At 28.7% G+C, this 14,578-nt stretch carries 14 protein-coding genes and 1 other RNA gene; 7 read left to right on the top strand and 8 right to left on the bottom strand.

Annotated elements, in window-relative coordinates:
• Nucleotides 1-243: 243 nt before the first annotated feature.
• The 3 genes from CARM_RS07880 to CARM_RS07870 all read left to right on the top strand — a co-directional run bounded on the left by CARM_RS07880 (nt 244) and on the right by CARM_RS07870 (nt 3,047).
• Nucleotides 244-822: a ComF family protein gene (locus tag CARM_RS07880; protein WP_139426493.1), complete on the top strand. Its 579-nt coding sequence runs from the start codon at nt 244-246 to the stop codon at nt 820-822.
• A complete protein-coding gene (locus CARM_RS07875; protein ID WP_139426492.1) occupies nt 819-1,619 on the top strand; it encodes a hypothetical protein in 801 nt (266 codons plus the stop codon). The genes CARM_RS07880 and CARM_RS07875 overlap by 4 nt, the downstream gene beginning before the upstream one ends.
• A 204-nt stretch (nt 1,620-1,823) precedes the next feature.
• Entirely contained in the window at nt 1,824-3,047 is a 1,224-nt protein-coding gene (locus tag CARM_RS07870; RefSeq protein WP_139426490.1) for an HD domain-containing protein, read from the top strand.
• A gap of 3 nt (nt 3,048-3,050) precedes the next feature.
• Here the strand turns inward: CARM_RS07870 and ffs are convergent.
• Nucleotides 3,051-3,148, bottom strand: an RNA gene (ffs, locus tag CARM_RS07865) — signal recognition particle sRNA small type.
• A gap of 52 nt (nt 3,149-3,200) precedes the next feature.
• Here ffs and CARM_RS07860 point away from each other — a divergent pair.
• Nucleotides 3,201-3,665, top strand: coding sequence for a hypothetical protein (locus tag CARM_RS07860; RefSeq protein ID WP_139426488.1), 465 nt, complete (start codon nt 3,201-3,203; stop codon nt 3,663-3,665).
• Here CARM_RS07860 and CARM_RS07855 read toward each other — a convergent pair.
• Genes CARM_RS07855 through CARM_RS07840 form a run of 4 tightly spaced genes read right to left on the bottom strand, consistent with a single transcriptional unit; the run spans nt 3,662 to nt 8,514 of the window.
• On the bottom strand, nt 3,662-5,287 hold the full coding sequence (locus CARM_RS07855) for a flagellar hook protein FlgE (RefSeq protein ID WP_139426486.1): 1,626 nt from the start codon (nt 5,285-5,287) through the stop codon (nt 3,662-3,664). The two genes, CARM_RS07860 and CARM_RS07855, sit on opposite strands and share 4 nt — an antisense overlap.
• 3 nt (nt 5,288-5,290) lie before the next feature.
• On the bottom strand, nt 5,291-6,361 hold the full coding sequence (locus CARM_RS08640) for a flagellar hook capping FlgD N-terminal domain-containing protein (RefSeq protein ID WP_139493273.1): 1,071 nt from the start codon (nt 6,359-6,361) through the stop codon (nt 5,291-5,293).
• 50 nt (nt 6,362-6,411) lie between these two features.
• Nucleotides 6,412-8,172, bottom strand: a complete 1,761-nt coding sequence (gene fliK / locus CARM_RS07845) for a flagellar hook-length control protein FliK (protein WP_139426485.1) — start codon at nt 8,170-8,172, stop codon at nt 6,412-6,414.
• A gap of 3 nt (nt 8,173-8,175) precedes the next feature.
• Nucleotides 8,176-8,514 carry a hypothetical protein gene (locus CARM_RS07840; protein WP_139426483.1) on the bottom strand — a complete coding sequence of 113 codons (339 nt, stop codon included), beginning with the start codon at nt 8,512-8,514 and terminating at the stop codon, nt 8,176-8,178.
• Nucleotides 8,515-8,641: 127 nt separating this feature from the next.
• On the opposite strand from CARM_RS07840, the gene typA reads away from it, so the two are divergent.
• Together typA and CARM_RS07830 are read left to right on the top strand one after the other, a co-directional pair.
• The gene (gene typA, locus CARM_RS07835; protein WP_139426481.1) at nt 8,642-10,450 is read left to right on the top strand and encodes a translational GTPase TypA; all 1,809 of its coding nucleotides are present in this window, start codon (nt 8,642-8,644) and stop codon (nt 10,448-10,450) included.
• Nucleotides 10,450-11,082 carry a poly(A) polymerase gene (locus CARM_RS07830; protein WP_139426479.1) on the top strand — a complete coding sequence of 211 codons (633 nt, stop codon included), beginning with the start codon at nt 10,450-10,452 and terminating at the stop codon, nt 11,080-11,082. Before typA ends, CARM_RS07830 begins: the two co-directional genes overlap by 1 nt.
• Nucleotides 11,083-11,092: 10 nt before the next feature.
• Here the strand turns inward: CARM_RS07830 and CARM_RS07825 are convergent, their stop codons facing one another.
• The gene (locus CARM_RS07825; protein ID WP_139426477.1) at nt 11,093-11,833 is read right to left on the bottom strand and encodes a carbonic anhydrase family protein; all 741 of its coding nucleotides are present in this window, start codon (nt 11,831-11,833) and stop codon (nt 11,093-11,095) included.
• 51 nt (nt 11,834-11,884) lie between these two features.
• Here CARM_RS07825 and CARM_RS07820 point away from each other — a divergent pair, with 51 nt between their 5' ends.
• Nucleotides 11,885-12,334 (top strand): GNAT family N-acetyltransferase, encoded by a 450-nt coding sequence (locus CARM_RS07820; protein ID WP_139426476.1) that lies wholly within the window; start codon nt 11,885-11,887, stop codon nt 12,332-12,334.
• Here the strand turns inward: CARM_RS07820 and CARM_RS07815 are convergent, their stop codons facing one another.
• Together CARM_RS07815 and dsbI are read right to left on the bottom strand one after the other, a co-directional pair.
• A complete protein-coding gene (locus CARM_RS07815; RefSeq protein ID WP_139426517.1) occupies nt 12,335-12,964 on the bottom strand; it encodes a protein-L-isoaspartate(D-aspartate) O-methyltransferase in 630 nt (209 codons plus the stop codon).
• Between the two features lie 89 nt (nt 12,965-13,053).
• Complete coding sequence (dsbI, locus tag CARM_RS07810; RefSeq protein ID WP_139426475.1) at nt 13,054-14,571, bottom strand: disulfide bond formation protein DsbI; 1,518 nt, start codon at nt 14,569-14,571, stop codon at nt 13,054-13,056.
• Between the last annotated feature and the right edge of the window lie 7 nt (nt 14,572-14,578).

Here is a 14,578-nt window from a genome sequence, read left to right as displayed (position 1 = left end):
ATAAACTATGCAGAGAAAATAAAAATTTAAATTAAAACGCAATTTTTTAAATTGGTATTTTAAAATATTATTGTCGTGAATTTTGTAAATAAAGTGTTGTTTTTAAAAATATTTATTAGTGTTTATTATTATAAATTATTTAACAAAAAATATATAAATTTTTATATTAAATAAATTTATTTTCTGCAAATGCTAGTTAATGTGATAAAATAAGTATTTAGTCTAGCTTAAATGGAATTAAATATGGAAAAACTTGCAGGAGAGTGGAAGTACGGTGTAGCTTTAGATTTGCATACAATATCTAGCACTAAAGATCAGTTTGGAAATTTTATCAACCAATATACACAAATAGGAGAAATTCTTCATGATATCAAATATGGTAATTTCTCAATAGAACAAAAGAAAAACATGGGTTTACAATTAGCGCAAATAGCAACAAATTTCATAAAAAAACTTTTAGTTTTTCCTTATTTAAATGTTATTATTCCAGTTCCATATTCAAAGGAAAGAGAATTCCAACCTTTGTATTATATAACATACATGATATCTAAATTGACAAATATTCCAGCTGATTTTAATTATATTAATAAAACAAGACATGTGAAAGAATTAAAATCTATAGCTAGCTTGGAAGATAGAAAAAAAGAATTGGAAAATATTTTTAAAGTTGATTTAAGATATAAAAATAAAAAAGTATTACTTTTTGATGATTTATATAGAAGTGGAGCAACATTAAATGAAATTACAAATACACTTTATAAACATGGAAAAGTTGATAATGTTTATGTTGTCACACTAACAAAAACAAGGAAAAATAAATGAAAATTTTTATATGCGGATCTATTTCAATTAAAAAGTTAAGCGATAGTTCGATTAAGAATTTAAAAAATATCATGCAAAAGAATTATACTGTTTTAGTTGGAGATGCTCTTGGTGTAGATTTAAACATCCAAAAATTTTACAACGACAATGAGTATAACAATGTTGTTGTATATCACATTAATGATTTTCCAAGAAACAAAATTTGTGACAAATTTCAATCTAAGAAATGTAACTTTGATGAAAAACTTGAAGATAAAAATAATAAAGAAAGAGAAAAGCAAACATTTAAAGATGAGAAGATGGTTCAAGATTGTGATTTCTTTTATTGTATATGGGATGGAAAAAGTAAAGGTAGTTATACAAATATCAAAAAAGCAATTGATTCTAAAAAAACATTTATAAAAATAGAATGTGATGAGAAAGAATATGTGTATTATAACAATGGAGCGATAAACAATAACAGCTATACACTAACTATGCTAAAAAATAAAATTGATGAAATATTTGAAAAAAACAATGGATATTCATTAAAGGAAGTTTTTGACATTCTAAAAGAAGAAAATGCGCAACACAAAATCAAATTTGATGATTTCAAAAAAAATTTAGTGAAAGCTAAGCTTTTAGAGGTTCTTGAAAAAGATAAGAAGGTTGTTTATTGTCCGGTAGAAAAGAGATATGGAATAGAAAATTTATATAAAGGAAAACCATCGTCTTATAGATATACAGGTGAATTTATTGATTTAGCTCGCAAGGTTTTTGATGTCAACTATAAAGAACCATCGTTATTTAGTTGTTAAATTTACAGCATATTCTTAATTTTTTAAGACTGCTTTATTTTTTAGCTTTACAAGTTTTTTGTTAGATTATAATCAATGCTATTTGTAGATTTCTTTGACATAATTATTTTCATAAAAATATTGATATTTATATTTTATTTTTAAAATACAAAATTTGCTAAAGATTATAAAATAAAGTAAAATCACAGCAAAAAAAGGAAATAAATGATTAGTGTAGAATTAATAGAGCATATTTTTAAAGCTGCTTCTATATCAAGATGGAATGATTATCCCAGAATGACAAATTTAGTCGAGCTTGATAAACAAGCGCATAAATTTATCATTGCTTATTTCATTGCTAAAATGGAAAAAGATGTCAATATGCGCTTTATCATAGAAGCTGGGATTTTTGAGTTTTTAAGTAGGGTAGTAGTGACTGATATACGCCCTGATGTGTATCATGAGATAACGCGTGCAAAAAATGAGCAAGTAAGTGCTTGGGTGTTAAGTAAAATCGCACCGATGATTCAAGATATAGAAAATGGTGCGTTTTTAAAACGCTATGAGCTTTTTTTACAAGGTAAAGATTATGCAAAAGAAAGGCTTATTTTAAAAGCTGCTTCGTATTTTGCTACAAGATGGGAGTTTAATATAGTTTATCAAACTAGCTCATTTTTAAGTGATATTGATGAGATTAAGGCTAAAGTTGAAGAAGAATTAGAAGATTATTATGAATTAATCGGAGCAAGAAAAATAGCTCTTAATCAAAAAATTTCTAAAATAATCGATCTAAGCGGACGCTTGCGTTTTCAAAAAAGATGGGCACAAACTCCAAGAATTCCTGAAACCGCGGTTTTAGGACATATGCTTGTGGTGGCTATTTTGTCTTATTTTTATTCTTTAGAAGTAAAAGCATGCGATGGTAGAATAGAAAGCAATTTTTATTGCGCTTTGTTTCATGATTTACCTGAAAGTTTAACTAGAGATATCATCTCTCCGGTAAAATATGGCATAGATGGTTTAAATGAAATCATCAATGAATATGAAATGAAGCTTATTAATGAGAGAATTTTACCTTTTATACCGCTATCTTTTAGAGAAGAATTTAGCTATATACTTGGTATTAGAGAAGGACAGAATGAAGAAAGTGCCTTTGTAAAAAATGAATTTGAAAATCGTATTTTTAATAACAAGCCAAGTGTTTATAGTGGTAGTTTAGATGCGGTTAATGAGGATCGTTTTAAGGCTATAGATGGAAAAGCTTTGAAATATTGTGATAAGTTAGCAGCTTTTATAGAGGCAGCTTTGTCAATTAGTTATGGAGTAAAGTCTAAAGAATTAGAAAGTGGTTTTACTGGAATGTATGAGTATTTTAAAACAAACCCGACTATTAATGGGGTAAATTTCTTTAGAATTTGTGAGGATATTAAAGGATATTTTAAACTTTAAAACCCTCTCCCAGATAACTGCGGCACACACTAAGTCTAAGTGCTCTGCTGTGTTCCCACCCTGAAGCGGTGCTTAAAAATAGCATTGCACAGGTCTAAGAGAAGGCAGTCAAAATAATACCTTAAAATATCTTAAAAAACATTGAGGTGAAGTATGTTAAGTATATTTGCAAATTTTTTATCTAAATTTAGAGAGTTTTTTGTACCTAGTCATTTGTCTTTAGAATTTAGAGCAAAATCTTTTGCTGCTATTATTGTGGCAAATAAAAATATAAAAGCTGAAATTTGGCAAGTTTTATCTGATATTGCAAGCGAGGTTTACCCTAATGATAAAAGCAGACAAGCTATTTTAGTGCAAACTTCTAAAGAATATGTAGATAGAGTTTTAAAAAATGAACTTAGCCTAGATTCTTTACTTAAAAACATTGCCTTGCTTTTGAAAAAAAATCCAAGGTATGCAAAGAAAATTAACTTTAATAGACTTGAGCGTTTGATAGATAAAAACGAGGAAGAATCTTTAATACAGCTTAGGGTATATGAATTTTTCGAACAAGAAATAAAATACATTTTAGAGCAAGATCAAAAAATACCCAATCAAGTAGAAAACGCTAATAATTAGCGTTTCATATTGATTGCTTTTTGTATCATTTGATCAGCTGTTGTAATGCTTTTACTACTTGAGTCATAAGCTTTTTGTAAAGTAATTAAATTTACAAATTCTACAGATAAATCTACATTAGATTGTTCTAATTTACTACCTTCAAATTTAGCAGTGCTAAATGTTCCATTATCATTTAATAAAAATGTTGGATTGCCACTATTGCCAGTTTGACCATAGAGATTTTCCCCTAATTTTTCTAATCCTTGCTCATTCATAAAGTTAAATAAAGCAATTTTTGCCATAGCTATTTGATCCCCATTTGTAAAGGTGGCTATTATAGTTCCATCTGTATTGATAGAATAATTATTTAAAAACCCCTCACCTTTGCCATCTGTTTGTGTATGCACCGAAGGTTGTTTATTTTTTAGAGCATGAAGACCATCATAACCTGAATTTGGTATATTTGGATCATAATAAGAACCAAGATTTATTTTTACTTGAGTTCCGTTATTATCTACTGAATTTAGGGTATTTGAGATCAAAGCTCCAGCTTCGTTAAATGTGATTAAACCTTCGGTTGTTCCACCTATTTTATTACCATCATTATCATATACTTGAGCGACTGCTTTGTATTCTAAATTTGTTCCATTTTGAGGTAAAACTCTATCTAATTTAACTCTAACCCAACTAATGGAACCATCAGGATTTATTAATTTTGCAGAAAGTTCTGAGCTATCAGCTACTTCTTTTTCTACGCTTAAATGAGATGATTCTAATTTGGCTGTTTCTAAATCTACTTTATCTAATTTTTGATTATCTATGCTAAAAGATAAATTTTCATCTAAAGTAGCTTGTAATGTTTGACTAGCACCTTTTTCATCTGTAATTTTAAAATATATGGTATCACCAGGCTTTAAACCATAAATTTGCTCATCTTTTACACTACCTGAAATTTTTACACTATCATCTTCATTTTTAATAAATTCAAATTTAGAAACATCTACATCTACATTTACCGCTTCTGTTTTGGTGCTTGTGTCTAAATTTCCACTCCAAGTGATATTTTGTGTTGGCTGAGGTGGCAAATAAAGATTTTTAGGTACAGAAATAGGTCCTTGAGTATTAACTCCACCTATTTGAAAATTCTCTCCAGGTGTTCCACTCCAAGCTGTGGTAACTTTTTGCCCCATAACTTGACCAAACATATTAGAAACCCTATCGCTTAGCTGAATTTCTTTTAAAGATGGGTTCATTGTGCCAAGCACATAATTACCATTTGAATCTACTAAAAAGCCATTTGCATCAGGCTTAAATGCCCCATTTCTAGTATAATAAACGCCATTTCCATTACTTACACCAAAAAAACCTTTACCAGTAATTGCTACATCAAATTCATTATCTGTAGATACTATAGGTCCTTGTTCAAAAATATCATTTATAGAACTCGCTACACTTCCATAGCCACTTTGACCTTTATTATACGATTGTGTTGTTATTGTGCTATAAAATACATCTTTAAAAGCTACATCGGAGTATTTAAACCCAACCGTATTAACATTGCTGATATTATGAGCGGTATTATCGATACTATAACTTTGAGATTTTACTCCATTTACTCCATTATAAAATGCTGTAAACATATTTTATCCTGTAATTTCTTTAATATCTTCCCATTTAACCCAGCTACCACCCATGCCAACCAAGGCTTCGCCATCTTCAAATTTAACCCCAGTAATAGGATAAGCTCCATAGGTTGAATTTACTGTTGTTCCATCTTCACCTATATAACTTGCTCTTACATAGTATTTTCCAGATGGAACCGGGTTGCCACTATCATCTGTTCTATCCCAAACAATTTGCTTCATGCCAGCACTCATATCTTTAACACTCATTGTTCTTACAGGATCACCAGCTTCGTTATAAATTGTAAATGTTACAGGCTCGCTATCTGATTTATAAGCTGAATCGATTTTAGCTGTTTTTATATCAACACTTGGAGTATGTCCTATAATCTTAAAGCTTTGATCTTCTCCAACCACTGCTTGAACTGTTTCTTCTTGGCCTTTATCATCTTTTAATTTAATGTGTATAGTATCTCCAGGTTTTGCTACTTCTTTATCCACTTTACCTGTAATATCTAGCTTATCTTCACCATTTTTCTTTAATTCAAATCCCTCTGTATCTATATCTGTTTTCTTTCCTTTTTGAGGCTCTTTTGGTAGGTACATATTGATTTGGAATTGTATATCATCATCTGCTACTATGAGATAGTTATCTTTTACGGTTGCAAGTTTTCCAACTGCTGCTAATGCACTCATTCCAGTACTTGCTGCAATAGAATTTTGTAATTTTGTCATTGCATTAACAAGTTGAGTCATAGTTTTATTGGTATTATCTTGCATTTCAAGTGCTGAAAGCTGTGCTGTTTGAGTAAGCATTTTTTCTGTATCCATAGGATCAGTAGGATCTTGATGTTGAAGTTCTATTAAAAGAAGTTTCAAGAAAGCATCTTTATCAAGTTCTGCTTTAGGATTTGTAACTAATCCATCGTTACCTTGCTCAATATGAGAATCATCTTTTGTATTTTTAATATCTCTTGTATTAGCAGTGGAAGGATTTTGAGAATTTCTTGCACTAGCTGCTAAAGGACTTTGAGCGTCTCTTGTGTTTGTAGTCAAAAGACTTTGTAAATTTTGTGTGTTGATATTTGACATAAAAATCCTTTTTTATATGTTTTTAAAGCTTTAAGCAAAAAATATTCCATTTAGAAATATTTTGCTAAAACCATTTCTAAGCTTGGCTTTTCTTGAATTTCTTTTTCAAAATTCACCTTATCCTCTTTGTTATTATTGTTCTTTTGTTTTTGCGGATTATTTTGTTCTTTTCTTTCCTGGTTATTAAAGTTCATTTCCAAATTTGTAAAACCCATATTCACAAGAGTGTTTTTAAATTCAGCTTGATGTTGTATGAAAAGGTTTAAAGTATTTTGATTAGAATTAAAACTGATATTTAAATTTGAGCCTCTTTGAACTAAAGTTACCTCTACTTCTCCGAGATTATGTGGGTTTAGAGTTATGCTAAATCGGGTTATAGGTGCTTTATAACTTTCTAATTTCTCTTTAAACTCTTGGGCAAAATCATTGAATGTTTCTTTTATAGGAATATTTTGATTTTTTACAAAATTATTGGAAATTCTATTCATTTCTTTTATGTAAGAATTTAAATTTTCTTCACCATTGTCATTTTCATCTTTTGTAAATTCTTTAGTGTTTTTAAAAATATCACCGAAGTTATCTGTGGTTTGGATATTTTTTTCTATTTTCAATTGTTTTTCTTGAGGAGCTAATAAATTTTCTAAATTAATTTTTAAATCTTGATTTTGGTTTTGTAAATTTTGGGTATTTTTTATGTTTATTAGTTCGGTTTTTAAATCTTTTGAATTTTCTAAGACAGAACTTATTTTTTTACTAAAACTATCTTCGCTAGTGGTTAATTTTTCATTTTTCAATATTTCTTTAAAATCTATTTTTTCTTTATTTTTAATTTCCTTTTTTAAGTTGGAGTTTTGAGTGAGAGAGATAAGTTCTATATCGTTTAGTTTTTCATTTTTTAGCATCTCTTTAAATTCTAATTTTTCCTTGCTTTTAATTTCTTTTTTTAAGTTAGTGTTTTGGGTAAGATTAACTAGTTTTATATCATTTAGCTTCTCGTTATATTTAGTTGCTAATTTTATATCTTTTTCATTTTGAATTGGATTTTTTTCTGTTATATTTTCTTTAAAAATTGTATTTTGGAAATTTTCTTTTGATTGTATTTTTATATCTTTTTTTGGAAGCTCTATATTCTTTAGAGTAGATGTGAGCAAAGAGGTGTTATTATTTTCTTTATTTTTTGACTGGATATTTTTTACATTATAATCTTCTTGTAAAAATTTAGAAATTTTTTGATTAACTAAATCTTGAAATATATTAGTATTGTTTTGTTTTATAGGCTCAAAAAATCCTTTTTTATCAAGATTTGGAAAAGATTCTTTGATATTTTTAATTTGTTCGAATTTAATATTTTTAACATTTAATCCAAGATCTTTTGCAATACTTAAAAGCTCACCAATATTTTTAACATTTTTTAGTTTATTTATGTTTTTTTCAAGAGTTAAAATAGCAGTATTGTCTTTTGTAAGTTTGTTTAATTTTATATCTTTGCTATCTTTTTGTAAAACTTCTAATAAAGAAAGTATCTGTATAAAACTAGCACTTTCAAAGAGTTTTGTAGCATCTTTATTATCTAGTGGTAGTTTATCATTGATAATGTTTTCTTTTAAACTTTTATCATTTGTTGTATTCTCTTTTTTTGGAGTTTTAAAATTTTTTGGCAAGCTTCCATCTTTTTCGTTAATAGCCTGCAATAAAGAATTTAAAAATTCTTCCCCATCATTTTGCGAATCTAAACTTGCTTTATGAGAAGTTTCGTTTTTAGGTGCGATGCTTAGTAAATTTAAAGCATCGCTATTTTGTACATTTGACATTAATTAACCTACTAAAAAATTATTTCTTGCTAAATTTGGAAATAAATTTTGTAATTGTGAAGTACAATCAAGTTTTAAATTTTCATGAGAAATATTAAAGTTTTTAAAAATTACTAATAATTCTTCTATGTTTTTAGCATTTAAAACTGCATTTTCATTGTGTGTATCATCTAAAATTTCACTTACTTTGCTTGAAAGTTTTGCATAATTTAATTCTTTTTCTTCTTTTGAGTTTATAACTTCTAAATAATTTAAAAGTTCCATAAAGTGCTTACTATTTAAAACTGAAGTTCCTTGTTTTTCTAAGTTAGCATTAAAGATTTGAGCGTTTAGGTTTGACATATTTTTCTCCTTAAAAATAATTCTTACCAAGACAAAAGCAACAAGTGTTCCAAATTCTTAATCTAATTTTTTAAGCATTTTTCATATATAATATTAGATTATAAATTTTAAGATTTTGGAGAAAAACTTGGATAATATTAGAAATATAGCCGTTATAGCTCATGTTGATCATGGTAAAACAACAATGGTAGATGAGCTTTTAAAACAATCAGGAACTTTTAATGAGCGTGAGCAAATAGCAGAGCGTGTAATGGATAGTAATGATATAGAAAAAGAAAGAGGTATTACCATCCTTTCAAAAAATACTGCTATTAATTATAAAGGTACAAAAATAAATATCATAGATACTCCAGGCCATGCTGACTTTGGTGGAGAAGTTGAGCGTGTTTTAAAAATGGTAGATGGAGTTTTGCTTTTAGTTGATGCACAAGAAGGAGTTATGCCTCAAACTAAATTTGTTGTAAAAAAAGCTTTATCTTTAGGTCTTAAACCTATAGTTGTTATTAATAAAATAGACAAACCTGCAGCAGATCCTGAACGCGTAATCAATGAAATTTTTGATCTTTTTGTGGCTTTAGAGGCAAATGATGAACAACTTGATTTTGCGGTGGTATATGCAGCTGCTAAAAATGGCTATGCAAAACTTGCACTCGAAGATGAAAGTAATAATATGGAGCCATTATTTAAAACTATACTTGAGCGTGTACCTGCACCAAGTGGTAGTGATGAGAATCCTTTACAACTTCAAGTTTTTACTCTAGGTTATGATAATTTCGTTGGTAAGATAGGAATTGCAAGAATATTTAATGGAAAAGTAAAGAAAAATCAAAGTGTTATGCTTGCTAAAGCAGATGGATCTAAAATTAATGGAAGAATTTCAAAGCTTATTGGCTTTATGGGTCTAGAAAAAATGGATATTGATGAAGCAGGAACAGGCGATATTGTAGCAATTGCTGGTTTTGAAGCTTTAGATGTAGGAGATAGTGTTGTAGATCCAAACAACCCAATGCCTCTTGATCCTTTACACATAGAAGAGCCAACTTTGAGTATAGTATTTTCAGTAAATGATGGACCTTTAGCAGGAACTGAAGGCAAACATGTAACTTCAAATAAGATTGCAGAGCGTTTAGAAGCTGAAATGAAAACTAATATTGCGATGAAATATGAAAGCACAGGTGAGGGTAAATTTAAAGTAAGTGGAAGAGGTGAGCTTCAAATTACCATCTTAGCTGAAAATATGCGTAGAGAAGGCTTTGAGTTTTGTATGGGAAGACCTGAAGTTATTGTTAAAATAGAAGATGGAGTTAAAACCGAACCATTTGAACATTTAGTGATTGATGTGCCTGATGATTTTACTGGGGTAGTGATAGAAAAATTAGGTAAAAGAAAAGCAGAAATGAAAACTATGACTCCAACAGGAGATGGTCAAACAAGACTTGAGTTTGAAATTCCTGCGCGTGGGCTCATAGGATTTAGATCACAATTTTTAACAGATACTAAAGGTGAAGGAGTTATGAATCATAGCTTTTTAGAGTTTCGTCCATTTAGTGGAGCTGTTGAAAAAAGAAATAACGGCGCGTTGATTTCTATGGAAAATGGTGTTGCACTAGGATATTCTTTATTTAATTTGCAAGATAGAGGGGTGTTATTTATCGATCCTCAAACTAAAGTTTATACAGGTATGATTATAGGTGAGCATTCTCGTCCAAACGACTTAGATGTTAATCCTATCAAAGGTAAAAATCTAACCAATGTTAGAGCAAGCGGAAGTGATGATGCAATTAAGCTCGTCCCACCTAGGAAATTAAGTCTTGAAAGAGCATTAGAATGGATAGAAGAGGATGAGCTTGTAGAAGTTACTCCGCAAAATATTAGAGTTAGAAAAAGATATCTTGATCCTACTCAAAGAAAAAGAATGGAAAAGGCTAAGTCTTAATGGATTTTGAAGCCATAAGACAAGCTTTAAATAAAAGGCTCAAAGCTTTGCAAATTTTAGCATTTGCTGAAGCTTTGGTTGTATTTTTTCTTGCTTTTCAATTTAGCAAGGATGTGATTATATCTTTATTTTTTGCCACTTTAGCAGGAGTTTTATTTTTTAGAATTTTAGGTAAAAAGCTTATGTGGGGACGCGATGAGCTTGTATTTAAAATGTGTGAAGAATTTTTAAAACAAAACAATGCTAAATTTGACAAACAAGGTTTTAGTCAAAAAGACTTTGAAAAAATTGCTTTTGATTTTTCTTTAAAAACTTATCATTCTCAAAATTCTTTTATTTTTGATGATTTTAGTCTTTATGATGTGAAATTTAAAGATGAATTTGGGAATTTCTTTTGCGGGGTTTTGCTTTATAGTAAGAAATTAAAAGAAGACATTAGCTCAAATGAAAGTATTTTTAAAAAAGTAAAAGATAAAGAATTTTCCACACAAAGAGTATTGAAAAAAGATGATTATTTACTCATTGCAAGTTTAAAAAATCCTTTTTTTGCTGATTTAAAAATACCAAGCGAGTTAAATTTTAAACTTTTTAGAGCTAATTTAGAAAAAATTCAAGCATTAATAAGCAACTAAATACTTTCGTTTAGTTGCTTTCTTCTATTTTGGAAAGATTTTTTATTTTTAATTCTTCATTTTTACCCATTAAATCTTGTATAGTTTGAATTTGTTCTTTTGAAGCCTGTGTGGTTTCTTTTAAAACTATCCATGTGATTTCTTGATTACAAGGTTTATTAAGTTTATTTTTAAAAGTATAAAAAGAATTAGTATTATTTGGTAATAACTCATCAGCACTTAAACCTTGTACATAAAGCTTATCACCCTCTTTTTTAGGAAAAGCACGAATAATTTTTTTAATAAATGGATTTTCTCTACCTTCTTGTAAAAGTAACACTACGACGATAATATCCCCTTTTTGACTTACATGACTAAAATGAATTTCTAAAGGATAGGATTGATTATTTATGGTGATTTTGGATGGTGTGTGAAAATGAAAATGTGATAGATCATAATTTGTATTATTATATGTAATATGACTTCCATTGCTTGCAAAATGCATTTTTACGGTGTAACCATCGTTAATTAAGCCAAAAGAATCGTTTGTGTAGTTAAATTCTAGAGAATGGTTTTTGTTTGTAGCTTTTTTAGTATTTATATTGATAAAATCTTGATTTAATCCGCTTTCGCAATATATCCAATTTTTATCTAAATTTTTCCATTTGTCTTTGTCTATAAAATTTCCATGCGATGCGTTTTGTGGCATCTGTTCATAAGCAAAAAGCACACTAGTGGTGAATAAGCTAAAAAGTAATGTTTTAAATTTCATAATATTCCTTTTTTAGTATAATTATAAGGAAATATATCCTATAGGAAGCTTATGTTTAAAAATAATTATATTAAAATTGAATATTTTGAAAAAATTACAGATGATATCAAAGATAAATTGATTGATATATGGGAGGATAGTGTAAAAAATTCTCACGATTTTTTGTCTGATTTTGATAGAAAAAAAATTAAAAATGATCTTTTAAATTCACAAGTTTTTTTTAATTTAAATTATTTGATTTGTTATGATAAAGATGAGATGATTGGATTTTTGGCATTTAAGGATGAAAAAATTGAAATGTTATTTTTAAAATCAAAATATTTCAATCAAGGCATAGGAACTGCATTAATATCTAAAGCTATAAATGATTATCATTTAAAGTATGTCGAAGTGAATAAAGATAATTATAAAGCATACAAATTTTATCAAAAATGTAGATTTATACAAGAGAGTGAATATGAAGATGAATATGGTTTTGTTGTTTTAAAAATGAAACTTTAGTTATTCTTTGCCATCTTTAATAGGTACAAAAAGACACTCATCTAAAATTTCTTTACCAATTTTTCCGTCTTTTTTTGTAAATTTAGTGATAAATTGTTGGTTTCCTATAAGCAAAGGAGCTACTAAAATTCCATTATTTTCTAGTTGATCAAATAAAATATTTGGAATATGTTCTATATAAGCTGAGAGTAAAATTCTATCATATGGCGCATAATTTTTCCAACCATTTTGTCCATCATCAAATTTTACATGGATATTAGTGTAGCCTAGTTTTTTAAATTTCTCTATAGCATTAATCGCTAATTTTTCTATGCGTTCTATAGTAAAAACTCTCCTTATAAGCTTACTTAAAATTGCAGCTTGATATCCACTTCCACAGCCTATTTCTAAGACACTATCAGCATCTTTAAAATCAAGTGCCATGGTCATTTTTGCCACAGTTAAAGGTGAGCTTATCCATTGATTGCCCATCAAAGGAAGTGCATCAAGTCTATAAGCATGCATTTTTAAAGGTGAAAATATCTCTCTTGGAGTAGAACAAAAAGCTTCAAACAATTCTTCATTGATAAAAGTATTTTTACGAATTTCTTCTGCCATAGTTTGACATTGTTTTTGTTCAAATATATGAATCAATAGCACTCCTTATAAAAGTGTTATTTTATCTTAGTTTTTATTTATCTAGCTTTAAAAAACGATTAGGGCGATTTAACGCCCTAAAATTAATCAAGTGTATATAGGATATTTGCACCATCTTGATAGGATAAGATGTGTATTTTACCATCTTTGAAGAATAAACTTCTTGCATTGGTTATATTTTCTGGATAAGAAATAGTTTTTACAACTGCTTCTTTATCTAGATCAATTACTGCAATAACATTGTGTTTTTTACTTAATGCATAAAGCTTATCATTGTTAAAAGCCATTGATGTTACATAAAGATCACCTAAAGTTTTCCCTTCTTTTAATTCAGCTTTAGGAGTAAATTCAGCCGAAAGAACTCTATCTGCTAAAGAAATTTTAGAAATTACAAAAGTTTTAGCATCTTTATTGTTAGGAACGGTTGCAATATACATATATTCACCATCTGTTGTAGTGCTTAAAATATGATTAAATTTAGCTCTTACTGTGTCGATTCTACCACGACCCAAGTCTTTTCCTTGACCTTCGAATTTGTCATTTCCTTTTATAAAATCAGCATATTGCAACGCTTCATTTGCATTAGGATTTTTTGCAAATCTTAAGAAAGTTTTATTTGATCCCATTAAAATATATTTATTATCCAAGTAAGGAATGATTCCAACTATAGGATTGATTGTGGCTGAAAAATATGGATCTAAAACAAAATCTTCTTTTGTGCTAAAGTTATCATCTAAGAAAAATACTTCCCATTTAGAACTTGCAACATACTCGCCATTGATATAATCAAGTGTGTTAATAGGTTTTGCAAAATCAATTTTATTCTCATTGACAATTTTCAAATTCTCATTAATATTTGTAAATGGTGCATTGCTAGTGTTATTATCAAATTTAATGCCTAGTTTTTCGTTTGCAGGTGCAAAAGCAAAATCTGGCTCTTTAACATCGCGTTTTCCTAAAAAAGAGAAGCTTTTCCAACTTTTATTCCAGCCAGAATCATCCCAAATGATATATTTTGGATTTAAGCTAAAACGAACAGGATCGCCTTGACCACTATATGGGACAGGACCCGTGCTTACAAAAGCTTGGAAAACATTTGAAGCAACAATGAAAGCAACAATAAGCATGGCTACTAAATTAAATTTTGTTAATTTTCTAAAGCTAGCACCTTCCACTTCTTTTTCAAAAGAGCTAAATTTAGGAGCAAAAGCAAAGATGACTCCAAGTAGTAAAACTACAGCCCAAAATACTACTTCGGCCCAAAAGTAAGTATGTAATCCAAAAATAGGCAAACCAAAACCTTGGTCAAGATCACGATGTGCATGCCCACTTATATGATTAAATGATTGCCATAAGCCAAAGGCGGTTGCAATTAAAAGAAAAGCTAAAAATTTTCCTTTCATTCCATAACGAACGATAAATAAAGCTGCTACACCAATGAAAATCATAGATTCTCTTTGACCCCAACAAGAAGTACAAGGACTATCTGCCAACATATAACCAAAAATTAAATTTGCAATTCCAACAGGTAGTAGAATAATTAAAAAACCTGCAAGACACATTAAAAAATAAAAGAATTTAGTTTTATTAATATCACACATGTATAGC

Source organism: Campylobacter armoricus, from assembly GCF_013372105.1.
Lineage (GTDB): Bacteria > Campylobacterota > Campylobacteria > Campylobacterales > Campylobacteraceae > Campylobacter_D > Campylobacter_D armoricus.
The sequence above is the reverse complement of the archived record's forward strand: the minus strand, read 5'-3'. Positions and strand labels throughout refer to the sequence as shown.